Source organism: Erwinia sp. B116, from assembly GCF_002865965.1.
Taxonomy (GTDB): Bacteria; Pseudomonadota; Gammaproteobacteria; order Enterobacterales; family Enterobacteriaceae; genus Erwinia.
This window is the reverse complement of sequence record NZ_JRZZ01000004.1, coordinates 115,812-134,620: the sequence shown is the minus strand read 5'-3', so window position 1 is coordinate 134,620 and position 18,809 is coordinate 115,812. Positions and strand designations below refer to the sequence as shown.

Sequence of the window (18,809 nt, the reverse complement as noted above, 5' to 3'; positions counted from 1 at the left end):
GTCCTTAAACGAAAATGGTAAGCTGCTGTACTAGTTCAATAGTATGGCGGCTTACGATGACCGATAACCACCCTGTTCCCGTAACGGCTGAACCTGCAAATGCGGAGTGGCAGCGCTTTGTCACGCTGCTACAGCGGGCTTTTGAAGGCGAACTGCACCTGCCGCTGCTGCAGCTGATGCTGACCCCGGACGAGCGTGATGCGCTGGGCACCCGGCTGCGGATTATTGAAGAGTTGATGCGCGGCGAGATGAGCCAGCGCGAGCTGAAAAACGAGCTCGGCGCCGGTATTGCCACCATTACCCGCGGCTCAAACAGCCTCAAAAGCGCGCCACCTGCCTTAAAAGCCTGGCTGGACGCGCAGTTGCTGAATGGGCCAGATAAAGTGTGAGCCGCTAGTCTGCGGGCAACTGATACACCGGGTTGTGGAACGGGCACAGCGCCAGGATCAGCGCCTGATGATAGACGCTGCTGCGCGTCAGCTGGCCGGCGGTAAAGGCACCGATCGCGCCCCCTTTATGTTTAATATTCTCAATCCCGGTCAGACGTGACATCTCTTCGCCCAGCTCCCGACCCTGATTTATACCCTGCATGACGATCGCCGGCAGGGTGAAGCTGGCCGAACGGGACTCGCCGCGCTGCTGGCCGTCTTCAATCACCATCCACGCAAACGCACTGTCACCCTCAATGCCGGCTTCAATCGCCACCCAGAAGTCGGCATCCGGGCGGATTTCGCGGGCGTTAATCACGCGCTGACGTGCGCCAGTTCGCGTTTCTGTATCGCTGAGCGGCTGTGGCGCTACGCCGCTGTCGACCTCCACACCCTGAATATGGCAGGATCCTTCGCCGAAGATATCGCTGAACGCCTGGGAAATTGCCTTAATTTTGGCTGGATTCATGGTAGCCGCGACAACATTGTGCATAATTGTTTGGACCCTCTACGCAAATTAGCTGCAGTATAACGGAAAATAGCATGTTACAAGTCTATCTTGTTCGCCACGGAGAAACCCTCTGGAATGCCGCACGCCGCATTCAGGGGCAGTCAGACAGCGCCCTTACGGCTAAAGGAGAACAGCAGGCGCATCAGGTGGGAGACCGGGTAAAACATCTCGGCATTACCCACGTGATCGCCAGCGATTTGGGGCGTACCCGTCGTACCGCTGAAATTATCGCTGACGCCTGCGGCTGCGAGGTCAGACTCGATCCGCGCCTGCGTGAGCTGAATATGGGCGTGCTGGAACAGCGGCCGCTGGATTCACTGAGCGCAGAAGAGGAAGGCTGGCGTAAGACGCTGGTGGACGGAACCGAAGGGGGCCGCATTCCGCAGGGTGAATCGATGTCTGAAATGGCGGAACGTATGCATCAGGCGCTGAACACCTGCCTGCAGCTGCCTGAAGGGAGCCGGCCGCTGATCGTCAGCCACGGTATGGCGCTCGGGGTGCTGGTCAGCACCATTCTCGGTCTGCCCGCCAGTTCAGAGCGTCGCCTGCGCCTGCGTAACTGTTCCATCTCTCGCGTCGATTATCAGCAGAGCCCGTGGCTGGCTTCCGGCTGGGTGGTTGAGACGGCAGGGGACGTGTCGCATCTGCATGACGTGGCGCTGGACGAACTGCAGCGTTAACCTGAAGGGCCGGCAGGACCGGCCCTGATGAGTTGCCTGGATTACAGCGGTCTGGCCCGGATCGGGATCAGGTATTCACAGCGAATATCGATCGGCGGTTCGGGCCGTTTCTTGCCGCCGTGGGTGTGGAAACGTTCGATATCCTGGCCGTGACGACGGGTCAGATTCAGTAACGGCATACAGGTGCCGTACAGCAGCAGGACAAAATCCTGCAGTCCGCTCCGCAGGCCCTGATAGTTGAACTGGACATACTCTCCACCCTCCAGCAGGACGGTCTGGGTTGACTGCAGCTGATCCGACAGGTGATCTATCGGTACTGCAGTGGTGTAGAAGATCTCCTGTTCGTCGTCTTTGTCGTGGCTCGGTCGAGCCTGATGCAGGCCATACAGCACCGGGGGAACCGTGTCGGTTTCCGTCAGGAACTGACGCCAGAAGTGCAGGCGCATCTGATCGCGGAAACGGGAGATCTGTTCCAGGGTACAGGTATAGCTCTGCGTCTGACCGGCCAGCAACATCTCCGGCAGCGTGACCCATGCGGGTTGTGGCAGGGCTGTGTCGCCAAGGCGGATCGGTGGCCGTAAACCAAAGGCATTCCAGTCGGATGACCGGCGATACCAGGCTGGCGTCTGGGTAAACTGCTTTTTGAAAGCCCGGGTGAAGGTCTGCTGGGAATCAAACCGGTACTGTAAAGCAATGTCCAGGATCGGGCGGCTGGTGAGGCGCAGAGCCACAGCGGCCTTCGACAGGCGTCGGGCGCGAATATAGGCGCCGATAGCGTGGTCGGTTACTTCCTTGAACATTCTTTGCAGATGCCATTTTGAATATCCTGCTTTGGCCGCCACGTTGTCCAGTGATAGTGGCTGGTCCAGATGGCTCTCCAGCCAGACAAGCAAATCTCGAATGATACCGGCTTTGTCCATAAATCGTCCTCATTCTACTCGGTGTTAGTGCATGAATTGCAAAGTCGACAAATGTTAGCATTATATGCAAATGCAAAATATTGGGGGTTTATTGTAAAAACGTGCTTAATCACTACGCGTTTACCAGACGTTTTGTGTGACCAGCCGTAACGCTCTGTATTGCAAGATAGCTTACAATGTCATCTATTCTCATTGAAATGGTAACGTCATGACAATTAAAAAAGTGTTAATAGTCGCTTCAATCCTGAGCGCAACATTTGCTTCTCATGCTGAAGAAGTGGGTTCTGTCGACACGGTATTTAAAATGTTCGGCCCCGATCACAAAATTGTGGTTGAGGCGTTTGATGACCCGGACGTGCAGAACGTCACCTGCTATCTGAGCCGTTCGAAAACCGGCGGCATCAAAGGTGGGCTGGGGCTGGCAGAGGATACGGCCGATGCGGCGATCTCCTGCCAGCAGGTCGGCCCGATCGCGCTCAGCGATAAGATCGCGCAGGGCAAAGCCGAAGGCGAAGTGGTGTTCCGCAAGCGCACGTCACTGGTGTTTAAGAAGCTGCAGGTGGTGCGTTTTTATGACCAGAAACGCCACGCGTTAATCTATCTGAGCTATTCGGACAAAGTGGTGGAAGGGTCGCCAAAGAATGCACTGAGCGCGGTGCCGATCATGCCCTGGGGTAAGTAATGCAAAAGGGCGAGGTTAACCTCGCCCTGAACCTGAACGCAGAAATAATTAGTCCTGCAGATCGCCGCAGAAACGATAACCTTCACCGTGGATAGTGGCGATAATTTCCGGGGTGTCCGGCGTCGATTCGAAATGCTTACGGATGCGACGAATGGTGACGTCAACGGTGCGGTCGTGCGGTTTCAGCTCGCGCCCGGTCATTTTCTTCAGCAGGTCGGCACGGGTCTGAATTTTACCTGGGTTTTCGCAGAAGTGCAGCATGGCACGGAATTCACTGCGCGGCAGCTTGTACTGCTCGCCCTGCGGACTGACCAGCGAGCGGCTGTTGATATCCAGTTCCCAGCCGTTGAAACGGTAGCTTTCAACCAGTTTGCGCTCTTCACTGACGACCGCCAGGTTCATGGTACGTGACAGCAGGTTGCGTGCGCGGATGGTCAGCTCGCGTGGGTTAAAGGGCTTGGTAATATAGTCATCCGCACCAATTTCCAGGCCAAGGATCTTGTCGACTTCGTTATCACGACCGGTCAGGAACATCAGTGCAACATTTGCCTGCTCGCGCAGTTCACGCGCCAGCAGCAGTCCGTTTTTGCCCGGCAGGTTGATGTCCATAATGACCAGATTGACGTCGTTATCCGTCAGAATCTGATGCATTTCGGCACCATCCGTCGCTTCGAAAACCATGTAGCCTTCGGCTTCAAAAATACTTTTGAGCGTATTACGAGTGACTAATTCGTCTTCAACGATAAGTATGTGCGGGGTCTGCATGTGTTCGCTACCTAATTGCCAACAAAATCGAAACAGGACATACGGCTGTTACCGGGGGCGCCGGCGAAAAACCGGTAACGCTGACAACGTAACAGCAGTACAGAATGATGTTCTTGATACACACTTCAGGGCCGTCAACAACATGGTTACCCGTACGGGGGGGCGACAGGGGCTTTTACTGCCGCAACGGCGTGTATCCTAACTGCATTAACAGCAACATAACAGCACAGGCAACAACCCGTACGCAACAAAACAACGCTTAGTTGACTTATATCAAACCAAGTGTAGCACGTTAACACTTTTGTGAAAAACCCTTCCCATAATGCCGGGTTAGCTCACAAATAGCCGGGCCGATTGACACATCAGGCTGAAAAGTTAATAAGCCGTAGATAGTGTTTTTAACAATTGTTAATTATTTGATAAAAAACACTTTAATTATTGAGACAGCGGCTTATGCGGCTTATTCAATAAAGGATGAGTATACCATCTGATAGCAGTAATTTGTATTCGCCGTGGGGCGGATCGTCGTACCGTGCTGCACCTGTTATTTCCCCGGCTGACATGGCAAAGTAAGCGCCCATTTTACGATTCTGAAGGCCGCTATGCGTTTTCCACTGATTCTTGTCTCTCCCGCCCGTGCTGAAAACGTCGGTGCGGCCGCCCGCGCGATGAAAACCATGGGGTTTAGCGAGTTACGTATCGTTAACAGTCAGGTGCATCTGGAGCCGGCGGCGCAGCGGGTGGCGCACGGGGCCGGCGAGATCCTCGACGCGGCCAGCCACTGGGACTCGCTGGCAGAGGCGCTGGCGGATATTGATTTCAGCATTGCCACCACCGCGCGCAGCCGGGCGAAGTTCCGCTACTACGCTACCCCGCAGCAGGTGCAGACGGTGCTGGAAGAGAAGGTGCAGTGGATCAACAGCGCCGCGCTGGTGTTTGGCCGCGAAGACAGCGGGCTGACCAACGACGAACTGGCGCAGGTCGACCTGCTGACCGGCATCCCGATGGCGAATGACTACCCTTCGCTTAATCTCGGCCAGGCGGTGATGGTGTACTGCTATCAGCTGTCGGCGTTGCAGCAGGTGAGCGCAGGGTCTGCGCCGGTGGCCGATGCCCCGCAGCTGGCCGCGTTACGACAGCGCAGCCAGGCACTGCTGCAGCAGTTAGAGGTGGCGGGGGATGAAAAACTGGCCGACTGGCTGCAGCAGCGGCTGGGTCTGTTGCAGCAGCGGGATACGGCGATGTTGCACCGTTTACTGCACGATGTGGAAAAAAAGCTGGCAGATAAAAACGCTGGTTAAGTGACAATCCACGGCGGGAATAACTACGATTATTTATACCAGGCACAGAACCACCAGGCCGTTGCGGCAGAACCCGCCTCGGGCTGTCGCACCCCGTCCGGGCCGTAAAACATAAAAAAATTGACTTACCCGGCCGTTTGCTTTACTTCTGGAGGCCGACAGATTTTACAGACAGACGATAAATCTAAAATGCGTAAAAACAGCCTGATTACCACAATCATTATTACCACCACCATTACTACAGGTAACGGTGCGGGCTGACGCATACAGGAAAAACAAAAAAATAAGCCCGCACCTAACCAGTGCGGGCTTTTTTTTCGGCAAAAATTCAGGAGAGCTTTAACATGCGAGTGCTGAAATTCGGTGGGACCTCAGTAGCCAACGCGGAACGTTTTCTGCGGGTGGCGGACATTCTGGAGAGCAATGCACAGCAGGGACAGGTCGCTACCGTATTGTCCGCTCCGGCCAAAATTACCAACCATCTGGTGGCGATGATTGAGAAAACCATCAGTGGCCAGGACGCCACGCCGAATATCAGCGACGCCGAGCACATTTTTGCCAGCCTGCTGCAGGGCCTGGCTGAAGCCCAGCCGGGCTTTGCGCTGGAGCGGGTAAAAACGCTGGTCGATCAGGAGTTCGCGCAGCTGAAGCAGGTGCTGCACGGCATCAGCCTGCTGGGCCAGTGCCCGGACAGCGTGAATGCGGCAATCATCTGCCGTGGCGAGAAGCTGTCGATTGCGATCATGGAGGCGCTGCTACAGGCGCGCGGCTGGGGCGTCAGCGTGATCAACCCGGTTGAGAACCTGCTGGCGGTCGGCCACTATCTTGAATCCACCGTCGATATCCCTGAATCCACCCGCCGCATCGCCGCCGGCAAAATCCCGGCCGGCAATATGATCCTGATGGCCGGTTTCACCGCCGGCAACGACCGCGGTGAGCTGGTGGTGCTGGGCCGTAACGGCTCCGATTACTCTGCCGCCGTGCTGGCCGCCTGCCTGCGCGCCGACTGCTGTGAGATCTGGACCGACGTGGACGGCGTCTATACCTGCGATCCGCGCCAGGTGCCCGACGCGCGGCTGCTGAAGTCGATGTCTTACCAGGAGGCGATGGAGCTCTCTTACTTCGGTGCCAAAGTCCTCCATCCCCGCACTATCGCGCCCATCGCCCAGTTCCAGATCCCTTGTCTGATTAAAAACACCGCTAATCCGCAGGCCCCCGGCACGCTGATCGGCGGCGAGGGCAGCGATGAAGAGAACCCGGTGAAGGGCATCACCAACCTGAACAATATGGCGATGTTTAACGTCTCCGGTCCGGGAATGAAAGGGATGATCGGCATGGCCGCGCGAGTGTTCAGCGCGCTGTCACGCAGCGGCATCTCGGTGGTGCTGATCACCCAGTCCTCCTCTGAATACAGCATCAGCTTCTGCGTGCCACAAAGTGACCTGCCGCGTGCGCGTCGGGTGCTGGAAGATGAGTTCCACCTGGAGCTGAAGGACGGCCTGCTGGAGCCGCTGGACGTGATGGAGCACCTGGCGGTGATCTCGGTGGTGGGTGACGGTATGCGCACCCTGCGCGGTATCTCCGCCAAGTTCTTCTCGGCGCTGGCCCGCGCCAATATCAATATCGTGGCGATCGCGCAGGGATCTTCCGAGCGTTCGATCTCGGTGGTGGTGAATAACGATGAGGCGATCACCGGCGTGCGCGTGGTGCACCAGATGCTGTTCGCCACCGACCAGGTGATCGAAGTGTTTGTGATCGGCACCGGCGGCGTCGGCGGCGCGCTGATCGACCAGCTGCATCGCCAGCAGGCGTGGCTGAAGAACAAGCATATCGACCTGCGCGTCTGCGGCATCGCCAACTCGCGCGCGCTGCTGACCGGCGTGCACGGCATCGCGCTGGAAAACTGGCAGGAGCAGCTGCAGGCGGCGCAGGAGCCGTTCGATCTCAGGCGCCTGAACCGGCTGGTTAAGGAGTATCACCTGCTGAACCCGGTGATCGTCGACTGTACCTCCAGCCAGCAGGTTGCCGATCAGTACGCCGACTTCCTGGCGGACGGCTTCCACGTGGTAACGCCGAACAAGAAAGCCAATACATCCTCATGGAGCTACTACCAGCAGATGCGTGCGGCGGCGGCGAAATCACGCCGTAAGTTCCTCTACGACACCAACGTCGGTGCCGGGCTGCCGGTGATCGAAAACCTGCAGAACCTGCTGAACGCCGGCGACGAGCTGCTGCGCTTCTCCGGCATCCTCTCCGGTTCGCTCTCCTTTATCTTCGGCAAGCTCGACGAAGGCGTTTCCCTCTCGGCCGCCACCAGCATGGCGCGCGAGATGGGCTTTACCGAGCCGGATCCGCGTGACGATCTCTCCGGCATGGACGTGGCGCGCAAGCTGCTGATCCTCGCCCGTGAGGCAGGCCATCAGCTGGAGCTGAGCGACATTGAGATTGAAGCGGTGCTGCCGGAAGAGTTTACCGCCATCAGCGACGTGGAAGCGTTTATGCATCGTCTGCCGGAGCTGGATGACGCCTTTGCCGCGCGGGTGGCCACTGCCCGTGACGCCGGAAAAGTGTTACGTTTTGTCGGCGCGATTGAAGAGGGCGGCCGCTGCCGCGTGAAGATTGACGCGGTAGACGGCAACGACCCGCTGTATAAAGTGAAAAATGGTGAAAACGCGCTGGCCTTCTACAGCCGTTACTACCAGCCGATTCCGCTGGTGCTGCGCGGCTACGGCGCCGGTAACGATGTGACCGCCGCGGGCGTGTTTGCTGACCTGTTACGTACCCTGTCCTGGAAGTTGGGAGTTTGAAGATGGTTAAAATTTATGCCCCTGCCTCAATTGGCAACGTCAGCGTCGGCTTCGACGTCTTAGGGGCGGCGGTGTCGCCGGTGGACGGCACGCTGCTGGGTGACTGCGTCAGCGTTGAGGCGGCGGAAAGCTTCAGCCTGCGCAATGAAGGCCGCTTCGTCAGCAAGCTGCCGGCAGGCCCGAAAGAGAATATCGTTTACCAGTGCTGGCAGCGCTTTTGCGAAGCCATTGGCCGCGAAGTGCCGGTGGCGATGACGCTGGAAAAAAACATGCCGATTGGCTCCGGCCTCGGTTCCAGCGCCTGTTCAGTCGTCGCCGGGCTGATGGCGATGAACGAGCACTGCGGCAGGCCGCTGAATGACACTGAAATGCTGGCACTGATGGGCGAGTTGGAAGGACGGATTTCCGGCAGCGTACACTACGACAACGTGGCACCCTGCTTCCTCGGCGGCATTCAGCTGATGCTGGAAGAGAATGGCATTATCAGCCAGGCCGTGCCAGGGTTTGCTGACTGGCTGTGGGTAATGGCCTATCCGGGCATTAAGGTGTCGACCGCGGAAGCGCGCGCGATCCTGCCTGCCAGCTACAGCAAACAGGACATTATTCGTCACGGGCGCTACCTCGGCGGCTTTATTCACGCCTGCCACAGCCAGCAGCCGGAACTGGCGGCGAAACTGATGCAGGACGTGATTGCCGAACCGTACCGCACGCAACTGTTACCGGGCTTTGCCGCAGCCCGCCAGGCTGCCGCCGATATCGGCGCGCTGGCCTGTGGTATCTCCGGCTCCGGGCCGACGCTGTTTGCCGTGTGCAACCAGCCGGAGACGGCCCAGCGGATGGCGGACTGGCTTCGCCAGAACTATCTGCAAAATGATGAAGGCTTCGTTCATATTTGCCGCCTCGACACGGCTGGCGCACGTAAACTGGGATAACGCATGAAACTGTATAACCTTAAGGATCACAACGAGCAGGTCAGCTTTGCACAGGCGGTAAAGCAGGGGCTGGGCAAGCAGCAGGGCCTGTTCTTTCCACTGGAACTGCCGGAATTTGAGCTGACCGACATCGATGCACTGCTGGAGATGGATTTTGTTACCCGCAGCAGCAAAATTCTCTCGGCCTTTATCGGCGATGAAATTGCCGCACATCAGCTGAATGAGCGCGTGAAAACCGCCTTTACCTTCCCGGCACCGGTGGTCAGCGTGACCGACGACGTTGCCGCGCTGGAACTGTTCCACGGACCGACGCTGGCATTTAAAGACTTCGGCGGCCGTTTTATGGCGCAGATGCTGGCTTACGTCAGCGGTGCCGACGAGCAGATCACCATTCTGACCGCGACCTCCGGTGATACCGGTGCCGCCGTGGCCCACGCCTTCTACGGCATGGAAAACGTGCGCGTGGTGATCCTCTATCCGCAGGGCAAGATCAGCCCGCTGCAGGAAAAACTGTTCTGCACCCTCGGTGGCAACATTGAAACCATCGCCATCGACGGCGACTTCGACGCCTGCCAGGCGCTGGTCAAACAGTCGTTTGACGATGAAGAGCTGAAGAAGGCGATTGGCCTGAACTCGGCTAACTCAATCAACATCAGCCGCCTGCTGGCGCAGATCTGCTACTACTTTGAAGCCGTGGCGCAGCTGCCGCAGGAAAAACGCAACCAGCTGGTGATCTCGGTGCCGAGCGGCAACTTCGGCGACCTGACCGCCGGCCTGCTGGCGAAATCACTGGGTCTGCCGGTGAAGCGCTTTATCGCCGCGACTAACGCCAACGACACCGTACCGCGCTTCCTTGCCGACGGCCAGTGGACGCCAAACCAGACCGTAGCCACTCTCTCTAACGCTATGGACGTATCGCAGCCGAACAACTGGCCGCGCGTGGAAGAGATCTTCCGCCGCAAAACCTGGCGTCTGCAGGATCTTGGCTTCGGCGCGGTGAGTGATGAGACCACCAAAGCCACCATGCGCGAGCTGGCGGATCTCGGCTATATCTCCGAGCCGCACGCGGCGATCGCTTACCGTATGCTGCGCGATCAGCTGCAGGAGGGCGAATTCGGCCTGTTCCTCGGCACCGCACACCCGGCCAAGTTTATCGAGAGCGTGGAAGCGATCCTCGAGCGCAAGCTGCCGGTACCGGAAGCGCTGGCAGAACGTGCCGATCTGGATCTGCTGTCGCACAACATGAAAGCGGACTTTGCTGAACTGCGGGCGTTTCTGCTGAAGAAGTAGGATTGCCTGCAGCCGGGGAAACGGGGGGGGATGATACGGAACCCTCCGCCGGCGGGCATGTTAATGCGTAAAGGAGTCCCGGGGTGGGGCTCCTTTTTTTACGCCTCTGCTGCCGGTTTACGGCTGATTAACGGGCATGCCACCGTTTTGCGCAGCAATAAATAGAGCGCCATGACGTCCGGTCATGCTCTGCAGCGGGGAAGTTCAACGGTCAGCCGCCCAGCGACACGCATAACGATGCTCTCCGTTGGTCAGCGTGTGGCGCGTGCCGTCCGGCATCACCAGCTCCGCGCCGGCCCCTGGCGGCACCTCCACCGTCACTGAGAAGGTGCCATCGGTAATTTGCCAGCCTGAGGCAATACGGCCATAAGGCGACGCCAGCTCGCATTTCGCGTGGCTGACGCCGCCGCCGGGGCGCGGACGGAACAGAATGCGATCGTAGCCGCTGCCCGCATTCTCAATGCCCCCGACCACCCGGTGCAGCCAGTCGGCCACCGCTCCGAGCGCGTAGTGATTAAAGGAGGTCATCTCACCGCTGTTAACCGTGCCGTCCGGCTGCATACTGTCCCAGCGCTCCCAGATGGTGGTCGCGCCCATATCCACCTGGTACAGCCATGACGGGCATTCGCGGCACTGCAGCATATGGCTGAACTGCAGCAGCTTCGCCCGCGCACCGTCCGGGGCTTCTTCGGCGATCATCGCCAGCGACACCGGCACGCCACCACATCGCCAGACTGATGTCAGGTTTCGTCTGCATAAAGACCTCGGGTACAGGAAGTATTGTTGTTATCAGAGGCACTGATGCCTGTTTATGCGGGCTGACCGCCCGGATGCCACCGTTAGCAGGTAACGTTCTGATTATAAAAATGCCCACTGCAGCGGCCACCGCCGCGTCGCCAAATGCGTACCGCGGGTGGCACTGAGGGAAAGATTGCCATGCTGCCGCTCACAAATGGCGTGCGGGCTTTATGGCTGAAGGGGTTCCTGTGAGGGAGCGTAGCCGAACAGATTTTTGTAGCTGGAGGAGAAGTGGTTGCTGCTGCTAAAACCGCAGCGGAAGGCGATGTCCGTAATGCTCGCTTCCCCGCTGCGCAACCAGACGCGCGCGGCGAGCAGGCGCTGTTTACGAATAAACTGGTGCGGAGAAAGCCCGGTAATCTCTTTCACCTGGCGATACAGCGTGCGTTTACTGAGCAGAAAATGGCTGCACAGCGTGTCCCAGTCGATCTCTTCTGGATCAGACGATGGGCTTTAAAATGGGTATGGCCGCGACTGGCGCTGCTCAGGGAGCGATGAAGGGAGAGTAGCAGCTCTAACCAGACCACCTCCCGGGCGGCGTCATCCAGCAGCGCGTCGCTGGAGGGCGCGGTCAGGCGGGCAATGGTCTGACGGCAGGCCAGACGCTCCTGTGGCGTCAGCCAGCCCGGCTGCTGGTCGGGGGGGCGGTTAATACCGTTCAGCAGCGGCTGAAGATTGCTCAGATAGCGTAACGGCCGACGGGTGTTGATCAGCAGGTTGGTTAATCTGAGCGTGCCCAGCCGGTCGTAAAAATGGCTTTCCTGGCCGTGTACGAAGAACACATCACCCTGCTGGACAAAGCCGGGCTGGCCGTTGAGCACGTGCAGGCCGTGCCCGCTTTCAACAAACACCAGTTCGTCGAATTCATGGCTGTGCTCGCAGTTATTGCGTTCCGGAGCGCTGACGTAGAGCGCGAACGGCTGGCTGTCGGCGCTGAAGTATTTTTCCATACAGAGCGTGTGCATCAGACAGGCTTCCTGTCGGTGACTGAATGATGACAAGCCTGGACAACCGTTGCCGGGCGCGCGAGTGGTGATGCAAAATTTGTGAGCGGGTTAACGAACAGCAGGTGAAAGGGGGCCGGGCAGGGGCGCTGCCCGGCGTGGCATTACGCTTCGCGGCGCTTAAACACCAGCTCGTTACCGCTGCTGCCGTCGGCGTCATAGACGTAGCCGTCGATGTTGAATTTCTTCAGCTGTTCCGGCTGCGTCAGGCGGTTCTGAATGATGTAGCGGCTCATCAGGCCGCGCGCCTTCTTGGCGTAGAAGCTGATCACCTTGAACTTGCCGTTCTTCTCATCGAGGAACACCGGCTTGATGATGTCGGCGTTAAGTTGCTTAGGCTTAACCGATTTAAAGTATTCGTCGGAGGCGAGATTAATCAGCACGCTGTCGCCCTGTTCCGCCAGCGCGGCGTTCAGTGCCGTAGTAATGCGATCGCCCCAGAAGCCGTAAAGGTCCTTCGCGCGCGGGTTCTCCAGCCTGATGCCCATCTCAAGGCGGTAGGGCATCATCAGATCCAGCGGGCGCAGCAGGCCGTACAGCCCGGAGAGCATCCGCAGGTGGCTCTGGGCAAAGTCAAAATCCGCCTCGCTGAAGGTTTCCGCCTGCAGGCCGGTGTAAACGTCGCCCTTAAAGGCCAGAATCGCCTGACGGGCGTTGTCCGGGGTGAAATCCGGCTGCCAGTCGTTGAAGCGCTCTGCGTTAAGCAGCGCCAGCTTGTCGCTGATGTGCATCAGCGTACCCACCTGCGCCGGGGAGAGCTGGCGTGCCACCTCAATCAGCTGCTGCGACTGATCCAGCAGCGCCGGTTGCGTGAAACGCGCCGTCGCCAACGGGCTTTCATAGTCCAGCGTTTTAGCCGGGGAAATTACCATTAACATCGTCGTTTCCTTGTGATGACTCGTTGCGATAAACCTCAGCGCTTACTTTACCAAAAAAGCTCGCCGGACGGGTAAATCACTGCCATAGGCCAGGGGTATTACCCGCATAAAATAGTGGATAAATAGCCATTTGTGCTGCGATGTTCGTCACTGGTGTTACGGGGAACGCTGCTGCTTGCATGGTGAGTTGCGCGTGCTATCATCCGGGGCAGACATTTTCAACACCCTATCAAATCAACCTCGATGAGAATGACAAACATGACGGACAAATTAACCTCCCTGCGTCAAGTCACTACCGTAGTTGCCGACACCGGCGATATCGCGGCAATGAAACTCTACAAACCTCAGGATGCGACCACTAACCCGTCGCTGATCCTGAGCGCAGCGCAGATCCCAGAATACCGTAAGCTGATTGACGAAGCTGTTGTCTGGGCGCGCGAGCAGAGCAGCGATAAAGCAGAGCAGGTCGCTTACGCCGCTGACAAGCTGGCGGTGAACATCGGTCTGGAGATCCTGAAGCTGGTTCCGGGCCGCATCTCTACCGAAGTTGATGCGCGTCTGTCTTACGACACCGAAGGCAGCGTAGCCAAGGCACGCAGCCTGATCAAACTGTACAACGATGCCGGCATCAGCAACGACCGCATCCTGATCAAGCTGGCGTCCACCTGGCAGGGCATCCGTGCCGCCGAGCAGCTGGAAAAAGAAGGCATCAACTGTAACCTGACCCTGCTGTTCTCCTTCGCTCAGGCGCGTTCCTGCGCAGAAGCGGGTGTGTTCCTGATCTCTCCGTTCGTGGGCCGTATCCTCGACTGGTACAAAGCCAACACCGACAAGAAAGAGTACGCGCCGAATGAAGATCCAGGCGTGGTGTCAGTGACCGAAATCTACGAATACTACAAGCAGCACGGTTACGAGACCGTGGTGATGGGCGCCAGCTTCCGTAACGTCGGTGAGATCATCGAACTGGCCGGCTGTGACCGTCTGACCATCTCCCCGGGCCTGCTGAAAGAGCTGGCGGAGACCGAAGGCACCGTTGAGCGCAAGCTGTCTTACACCGGTGAAGTGAAAGCGCGTCCGGCTAAAATGACCGAGGCTGAGTTCCTGTGGCAGCACAACCAGGATCCAATGGCGGTACAGAAACTGGCTGAAGGCATCCGTAACTTTGCCATCGACCAGGGCAAACTGGATAAAATGATTGCCGACCTGCTGTAATCGTTAAGCGCGGCCGGGTCACCGGCCGCACTGCCTCCACTGCCTCCACTGCCTCCACTGCCTCCACTGCCTCCACTGCCTTCACCCGCTCTGGCCCGCTAAGGCCTCTGTGCAGACCTGGCGTCTCTCTGGCAGCTGTCCCCGGCAACACGAACCTCCCCCCGCCTTCCTGCTCTCTGTGCCTGCCACTCATGGTGCTTTGCGGTTATACTGCCTGCCTCTCTTCTTTGCTGACGGCGAACCCAATATGAACACACTCCGCATAGGACTGATCTCCGTTTCCGACCGCGCCGCTAACGGCATCTATCCCGACCTGGGGCTGCCGGCGCTGGAAGTCTGGCTGAGACGCGCGCTGACCACGCCGTTCGAAATAGAGACGCGTCTGGTGCCCGATGAGCAGCCGATGATTGAGCAGGCGATCTGTGAACTGGTCGACGAGCTGTTCTGTCATCTGGTGCTCACCACCGGCGGCACCGGCCCGGCGCGGCGCGACGTGACGCCGGACGCCACGCTGGCGATTGCCGATCGCGAGATGCCCGGTTTTGGCGAGCAGATGCGCCAGATTAGCCTTAACTTTGTACCCACCGCGATCCTCTCCCGCCAGGTGGGGGTGATCCGCAAACAGTCTTTAGTGATCAACCTGCCCGGCCAGCCGAAGTCGATTCAGGAGACGCTGGAAGGGCTGAAAGATGCCGACGGCAAAGCGCTGGTGGCGGGCATTTTTGCCAGCGTGCCGTACTGCATCCAGCTGCTGGAGGGCCCATACGTCGAGACAGATCCGCAGGTGGTAGCAGCTTTTCGGCCTAAAAGTGCCAGACGTGAAACAAACGGCTAAAAATCTGCTATTTCACGGATAAGATCCAGCTTGCAATGGTGTGTCAGTAAATTGACGATATAGTACGTTTAGCTTTACACAACGGACTATATGAATTTCATCTGACACTGGACTTATCAGCAATGGCATCCGAAACCGCGCATCGCCTTACCGGGCAGGACTATAAAACGTTATCTCTGGCCGCCCTCGGTGGTGCGCTGGAGTTCTACGACTTCATCATCTTCGTCTTCTTTGCCGCCACCATCGGCCAGCTGTTCTTCCCGGCGGATATTCCCGAGTGGCTGCGCCAGCTGCAGACCTTTGCGATCTTTGCCGCCGGCTATCTGGCGCGGCCACTGGGTGGGCTGATTATGGCGCACTTCGGCGACAGCCGCGGCCGCAAGAAAATGTTCAGCCTGAGTATTCTGATGATGGCGCTGCCGACGCTGGCGATGGGGCTGATGCCGACCTACGCCACCATTGGTATTGCCGCACCGGTGGCGCTGTTGCTGCTGCGCGTGCTGCAGGGGGCGGCGATCGGCGGTGAGGTACCGGGTGCCTGGGTGTTTGTCGCCGAGCACGTGCCGCAAAAGCGCGTCGGTTTTGCCTGCGGCACGCTGACCGCCGGGCTGACCTTCGGTATTCTGCTGGGATCGCTGGTCGCCACGCTGCTGACCAGCACGCTGACCCCGCAGGCGATCCTCGACGGCGGCTGGCGCATTCCGTTCCTGCTGGGCGGCATTTTTGGCCTTGGGGCGATGTATCTGCGCCGCTGGCTGCATGAAACCCCGGTGTTTACCGCCATGCAGCAGCGCAAGGCGCTGGCCGCCGGGCTGCCGCTGAAAACCGTGCTGCGCGATCATAAGGGCAGCGTGGTGCTATCGATGCTGCTCACCTGGATGCTATCGGCCTGTATTATGGTGGTGCTGCTGATGGCACCGACCCTGCTGCAGAAGGTGCACGGCATTCCGGCCACGGCGGCGCTGCAGGCTAACAGCGTGGCGACCGTGATGCTGATTATCGGCTGTATCGTCGCCGGGGCGCTGGTGGACAGGTTCGGTGCGGCGGTGGTGCTGATTGTCGGTAGCCTGCTGCTGGCGATCTCCTGCTGGTCGTTTTTCCAGGTAGCGGCGCTGGCGCCGGAGCAGCTGATGGTGGCCTATGCCATCGCCGGCCTGTGCGTGGGCGTGGTGGGGGTGGTGCCGTTCGTGATGGTTGGGGCGTTCCCGGCCGAGGTGCGTTTTACCGGCTTCTCCTTCTCGTATAATCTCTCCTACGCGATTTTTGGCGGCCTGACGCCGGTCACCATCACCCTGCTGATGAAGTGGACGCCGATGGCACCGGCTTATTATGTGGTCGGGCTGGCGGCGATCGGGCTGCTGCTCGGTTGCTGGCTGCTGCGGGACGCGGGCCAGCGTACGTCACTGAAGCAGGCCGACGCCCGCTAAAAGGCATCGCCATCTCCTGAAAACCCGCTCCGCCGCCGCGCAGCGGGTTTTTTTATAGCGAAAGTGAAATTTTTTTCGTCATCCCCCTTGATGCCGGGGCACTCGGCCCCATCTTATCTGGCATCCGAGGCGAGGAACCTGGAAAAAAAGCGCAGGGCGCGCAGTTGAAACTGCCGGAAACGCCCGCATTTAAGGTTCATAACCTGATTTGAAACAAATTTAAGTGGGAGACGTTTAGATGGGTAAGATTATTGGTATTGACCTGGGCACCACCAACTCTTGTGTGGCTATTATGGATGGCGGTAAAGCGCGTGTGCTGGAGAACGCCGAAGGCGATCGCACCACGCCATCGATCATCGCGTATACCCAGGACGGTGAAACGCTGGTCGGTCAGCCTGCTAAACGTCAGGCGGTGACTAACCCGCAGAACACCCTGTTTGCGATCAAGCGCCTGATTGGCCGTCGCTTCCAGGACGAAGAAGTACAGCGTGATATCAAAATCATGCCGTTCAAAATCGTCGGTGCCGACAACGGCGATGCCTGGCTGGACGTGAAAGGCCAGCGCGTGGCGCCGCCACAGATTTCAGCCGAAGTGCTGAAAAAAATGAAGAAAACGGCAGAAGATTACCTGGGTGAGCCGGTAACTGAAGCGGTAATTACCGTTCCGGCCTACTTCAACGATGCGCAGCGCCAGGCAACCAAAGACGCCGGCCGTATCGCGGGTCTGGAAGTAAAACGTATCATCAACGAACCGACCGCCGCCGCGCTGGCTTACGGTCTGGACAAAGGCCAGGGCAACCGCACCATCGCGGTATATGACCTGGGCGGCGGTACTTTCGATATCTCCATTATCGAAATCGACGAAGTTGACGGCGAAAAAACCTTCGAAGTACTGGCAACCAACGGTGATACCCACCTGGGTGGTGAAGACTTCGACAGCCGTATGATCAACTACCTCGTGGCTGAATTTAAGAAAGATCAGGGCATCGATCTGCACAACGACCCGCTGGCAATGCAGCGTCTGAAAGAAGCGGCAGAGAAAGCGAAAATCGAGCTCTCTTCTGCGCAGCAGACCGACGTTAACCTGCCGTACATCACTGCAGATGCCACCGGTCCTAAGCACCTGAACATCAAAGTGACCCGTGCGAAACTGGAATCACTGGTAGAAGACCTGGTCGCGCGCTCTATCGATCCGCTGAAAGTTGCGCTGCAGGATGCCGGCCTGTCGGTTTCTGACATCAACGACGTGATCCTGGTCGGTGGTCAGACTCGTATGCCAATGGTGCAGGCGAAAGTGGCCGAGTTCTTCGGTAAAGAGCCGCGTAAAGACGTTAACCCGGACGAAGCCGTCGCCGTAGGTGCTGCGGTGCAGGGTGGCGTGCTGGCCGGTGAAGTCAAAGACGTTCTGCTGCTGGACGTTACCCCGCTGTCGCTGGGTATTGAAACCATGGGCGGCGTGATGACCTCGCTGATCACCAAGAACACCACTATTCCGACTAAACACAGCCAGGTGTTCTCAACGGCAGAAGACAACCAGTCTGCGGTGACCATCCATGTGGTGCAGGGCGAGCGTAAACGTGCGGCGGATAACAAATCGCTGGGTCAGTTTAACCTCGACGGTATTCAGTCAGCGCCGCGCGGCATGCCGCAGATCGAAGTGACCTTCGATATCGATGCCGACGGTATCCTGCACGTGTCTGCCAAGGACAAAAACAGCGGTAAAGAGCAGAAGATCACCATTAAGGCCTCTTCCGGTCTGAACGAAGAAGAGATCGCAAAAATGGTGCGTGACGCGGAAGCGAACGCAGAATCTGACCGCAAGTTTGAAGAGCTGGTGCAGACCCGTAACCAGGGTGATCAGGCTGCGCACAGCACCCGTAAGCAGCTGGACGAAGCCGGCGATAAACTGCCAGCAGAAGACAAAGCACCGATCGAAGCGGCGCTGGCCGAGCTGAACACCGCGCTGAAAGGCGAAGACAAAGCGGAAATCGAAGCTAAGATTCAGGCGCTGATGGAAGTGTCCGGCAAGCTGATGGAGTTCGCTCAGCAGCAGCAGGCCGCCGGCGGTGCAGCTGACGCCACCGACGCAACGAAGAAAGATGACGACGTGGTTGACGCCGAATTCGAAGAAGTTAAAGACAAAAAATAATCGCCCTTGAGCGGGCTCGTCACTACTGATACATACAACCATTCAGGTCCCTTCGTGGGGGCTACCCTGGGTGCATCAAGGCGGTAAACGCGTGAATCCCCGGCAGCACAGAGATCTGTGTGACTGGGGTTAGCGAGAGCAGCCAACGCAGAGGCAGCCTGAAGCATGATGTATCGTAGTGGCGGATTTA

19 protein-coding genes and 1 other annotated feature are annotated in these 18,809 nt (G+C 58.3%); of the genes, 12 read left to right on the top strand and 7 right to left on the bottom strand.

Annotated features, from left to right (window positions below):
• The first annotated feature begins 56 nt into the window (after window positions 1-56).
• Window positions 57-389 (top strand): trp operon repressor, encoded by a 333-nt coding sequence (gene trpR, locus NV64_RS04805; protein WP_056235836.1) that lies wholly within the window; start codon window positions 57-59, stop codon window positions 387-389.
• Window positions 390-393: 4 nt separating this feature from the next.
• Here the strand turns inward: trpR and yjjX are convergent, their stop codons facing one another.
• Complete coding sequence (gene yjjX / locus NV64_RS04800; protein ID WP_056235839.1) at window positions 394-921, bottom strand: inosine/xanthosine triphosphatase; 528 nt, start codon at window positions 919-921, stop codon at window positions 394-396.
• A gap of 50 nt (window positions 922-971) precedes the next feature.
• On the opposite strand from yjjX, the gene gpmB reads away from it, so the two are divergent.
• On the top strand, window positions 972-1,619 hold the full coding sequence (gpmB, locus tag NV64_RS04795) for a 2,3-diphosphoglycerate-dependent phosphoglycerate mutase GpmB (protein WP_056235842.1): 648 nt from the start codon (window positions 972-974) through the stop codon (window positions 1,617-1,619).
• A 41-nt stretch (window positions 1,620-1,660) separates the two neighbouring features.
• Here the strand turns inward: gpmB and robA are convergent, their stop codons facing one another.
• Complete coding sequence (gene robA / locus NV64_RS04790) at window positions 1,661-2,539, bottom strand: MDR efflux pump AcrAB transcriptional activator RobA (protein WP_056235846.1); 879 nt, start codon at window positions 2,537-2,539, stop codon at window positions 1,661-1,663.
• 208 nt (window positions 2,540-2,747) lie between these two features.
• On the opposite strand from robA, the gene creA reads away from it, so the two are divergent.
• Entirely contained in the window at window positions 2,748-3,221 is a 474-nt protein-coding gene (gene creA / locus NV64_RS04785; protein WP_056235849.1) for a protein CreA, read from the top strand.
• 48 nt (window positions 3,222-3,269) lie between these two features.
• On the opposite strand, the gene arcA is transcribed toward creA, so the two are convergent.
• Complete coding sequence (arcA, locus tag NV64_RS04780; RefSeq protein ID WP_056235850.1) at window positions 3,270-3,986, bottom strand: two-component system response regulator ArcA; 717 nt, start codon at window positions 3,984-3,986, stop codon at window positions 3,270-3,272.
• A gap of 602 nt (window positions 3,987-4,588) precedes the next feature.
• Between arcA and NV64_RS04775 the strand changes: the two genes are divergently transcribed.
• From NV64_RS04775 to thrC, 5 genes are all read left to right on the top strand, one after another.
• On the top strand, window positions 4,589-5,287 hold the full coding sequence (locus NV64_RS04775; RefSeq protein ID WP_056235853.1) for a tRNA/rRNA methyltransferase: 699 nt from the start codon (window positions 4,589-4,591) through the stop codon (window positions 5,285-5,287).
• 189 nt (window positions 5,288-5,476) lie between these two features.
• On the top strand, window positions 5,477-5,548 hold the full coding sequence (gene thrL, locus NV64_RS23650) for a thr operon leader peptide (RefSeq protein WP_105594825.1): 72 nt from the start codon (window positions 5,477-5,479) through the stop codon (window positions 5,546-5,548).
• Window positions 5,484-5,606, top strand: a sequence feature (Thr leader region). Its footprint overlaps the gene before it by 65 nt.
• Window positions 5,607-5,631: 25 nt before the next feature.
• On the top strand, window positions 5,632-8,094 hold the full coding sequence (thrA, locus tag NV64_RS04765; protein WP_101505432.1) for a bifunctional aspartate kinase/homoserine dehydrogenase I: 2,463 nt from the start codon (window positions 5,632-5,634) through the stop codon (window positions 8,092-8,094).
• A gap of 2 nt (window positions 8,095-8,096) precedes the next feature.
• On the top strand, window positions 8,097-9,026 hold the full coding sequence (gene thrB / locus NV64_RS04760) for a homoserine kinase (protein WP_101505431.1): 930 nt from the start codon (window positions 8,097-8,099) through the stop codon (window positions 9,024-9,026).
• Window positions 9,027-9,029: 3 nt separating this feature from the next.
• A complete protein-coding gene (thrC, locus tag NV64_RS04755) occupies window positions 9,030-10,316 on the top strand; it encodes a threonine synthase (protein WP_056235860.1) in 1,287 nt (428 codons plus the stop codon).
• A 204-nt stretch (window positions 10,317-10,520) separates the two neighbouring features.
• Here the strand turns inward: thrC and NV64_RS04750 are convergent, their stop codons facing one another.
• The 4 genes from NV64_RS04750 to yaaA form a co-directional block, all read right to left on the bottom strand.
• Window positions 10,521-11,033, bottom strand: a complete 513-nt coding sequence (locus tag NV64_RS04750) for an alpha-L-rhamnosidase C-terminal domain-containing protein (protein WP_199177622.1) — start codon at window positions 11,031-11,033, stop codon at window positions 10,521-10,523.
• 249 nt (window positions 11,034-11,282) lie between these two features.
• Complete coding sequence (locus tag NV64_RS04745; protein WP_233208921.1) at window positions 11,283-11,483, bottom strand: helix-turn-helix domain-containing protein; 201 nt, start codon at window positions 11,481-11,483, stop codon at window positions 11,283-11,285.
• Window positions 11,480-12,079: an AraC family ligand binding domain-containing protein gene (locus NV64_RS04740; RefSeq protein WP_199177621.1), complete on the bottom strand. Its 600-nt coding sequence runs from the start codon at window positions 12,077-12,079 to the stop codon at window positions 11,480-11,482. Before NV64_RS04740 ends, NV64_RS04745 begins: the two co-directional genes overlap by 4 nt.
• Window positions 12,080-12,222: 143 nt before the next feature.
• Window positions 12,223-12,996, bottom strand: a complete 774-nt coding sequence (yaaA, locus tag NV64_RS04735; protein ID WP_056235869.1) for a peroxide stress protein YaaA — start codon at window positions 12,994-12,996, stop codon at window positions 12,223-12,225.
• Window positions 12,997-13,254: 258 nt separating this feature from the next.
• Here yaaA and tal point away from each other — a divergent pair, with 258 nt between their 5' ends.
• The 4 genes from tal to dnaK all read left to right on the top strand — a co-directional run bounded on the left by tal (window position 13,255) and on the right by dnaK (window position 18,619).
• Complete coding sequence (tal, locus tag NV64_RS04730) at window positions 13,255-14,208, top strand: transaldolase (RefSeq protein ID WP_056235871.1); 954 nt, start codon at window positions 13,255-13,257, stop codon at window positions 14,206-14,208.
• Window positions 14,209-14,455: 247 nt separating this feature from the next.
• Window positions 14,456-15,043 carry a molybdopterin adenylyltransferase gene (gene mog / locus NV64_RS04725; RefSeq protein ID WP_101505429.1) on the top strand — a complete coding sequence of 196 codons (588 nt, stop codon included), beginning with the start codon at window positions 14,456-14,458 and terminating at the stop codon, window positions 15,041-15,043.
• A 122-nt stretch (window positions 15,044-15,165) separates the two neighbouring features.
• Window positions 15,166-16,470, top strand: a complete 1,305-nt coding sequence (locus NV64_RS04720) for an MFS transporter (RefSeq protein WP_056235876.1) — start codon at window positions 15,166-15,168, stop codon at window positions 16,468-16,470.
• Window positions 16,471-16,708: 238 nt separating this feature from the next.
• On the top strand, window positions 16,709-18,619 hold the full coding sequence (dnaK, locus tag NV64_RS04715) for a molecular chaperone DnaK (RefSeq protein ID WP_056235878.1): 1,911 nt from the start codon (window positions 16,709-16,711) through the stop codon (window positions 18,617-18,619).
• Window positions 18,620-18,809: the final 190 nt, after the last annotated feature.

What these genes read in the sequence shown, in the direction of transcription:
- gpmB (WP_056235842.1), top strand. Translation starts at nt 972, where the DNA reads ATGTTACAAGTCTATCTTGTTCGCCACGGAGAAACCCTCTGGAATGCC.
- thrB (WP_101505431.1), top strand. Translation starts at nt 8,097, where the DNA reads ATGGTTAAAATTTATGCCCCTGCCTCAATTGGCAACGTCAGCGTCGGC.
- NV64_RS04740 (WP_199177621.1), bottom strand. Translation starts at nt 12,079, where the DNA reads ATGCACACGCTCTGTATGGAAAAATACTTCAGCGCCGACAGCCAGCCG.
- arcA (WP_056235850.1), bottom strand. Translation starts at nt 3,986, where the DNA reads ATGCAGACCCCGCACATACTTATCGTTGAAGACGAATTAGTCACTCGT.
- dnaK (WP_056235878.1), top strand. Translation starts at nt 16,709, where the DNA reads ATGGGTAAGATTATTGGTATTGACCTGGGCACCACCAACTCTTGTGTG.
- thrC (WP_056235860.1), top strand. Translation starts at nt 9,030, where the DNA reads ATGAAACTGTATAACCTTAAGGATCACAACGAGCAGGTCAGCTTTGCA.
- yjjX (WP_056235839.1), bottom strand. Translation starts at nt 921, where the DNA reads ATGCACAATGTTGTCGCGGCTACCATGAATCCAGCCAAAATTAAGGCA.
- mog (WP_101505429.1), top strand. Translation starts at nt 14,456, where the DNA reads ATGAACACACTCCGCATAGGACTGATCTCCGTTTCCGACCGCGCCGCT.
- trpR (WP_056235836.1), top strand. Translation starts at nt 57, where the DNA reads ATGACCGATAACCACCCTGTTCCCGTAACGGCTGAACCTGCAAATGCG.
- NV64_RS04720 (WP_056235876.1), top strand. Translation starts at nt 15,166, where the DNA reads ATGGCATCCGAAACCGCGCATCGCCTTACCGGGCAGGACTATAAAACG.
- yaaA (WP_056235869.1), bottom strand. Translation starts at nt 12,996, where the DNA reads ATGTTAATGGTAATTTCCCCGGCTAAAACGCTGGACTATGAAAGCCCG.
- thrA (WP_101505432.1), top strand. Translation starts at nt 5,632, where the DNA reads ATGCGAGTGCTGAAATTCGGTGGGACCTCAGTAGCCAACGCGGAACGT.
- creA (WP_056235849.1), top strand. Translation starts at nt 2,748, where the DNA reads ATGACAATTAAAAAAGTGTTAATAGTCGCTTCAATCCTGAGCGCAACA.
- NV64_RS04775 (WP_056235853.1), top strand. Translation starts at nt 4,589, where the DNA reads ATGCGTTTTCCACTGATTCTTGTCTCTCCCGCCCGTGCTGAAAACGTC.
- tal (WP_056235871.1), top strand. Translation starts at nt 13,255, where the DNA reads ATGACGGACAAATTAACCTCCCTGCGTCAAGTCACTACCGTAGTTGCC.
- robA (WP_056235846.1), bottom strand. Translation starts at nt 2,539, where the DNA reads ATGGACAAAGCCGGTATCATTCGAGATTTGCTTGTCTGGCTGGAGAGC.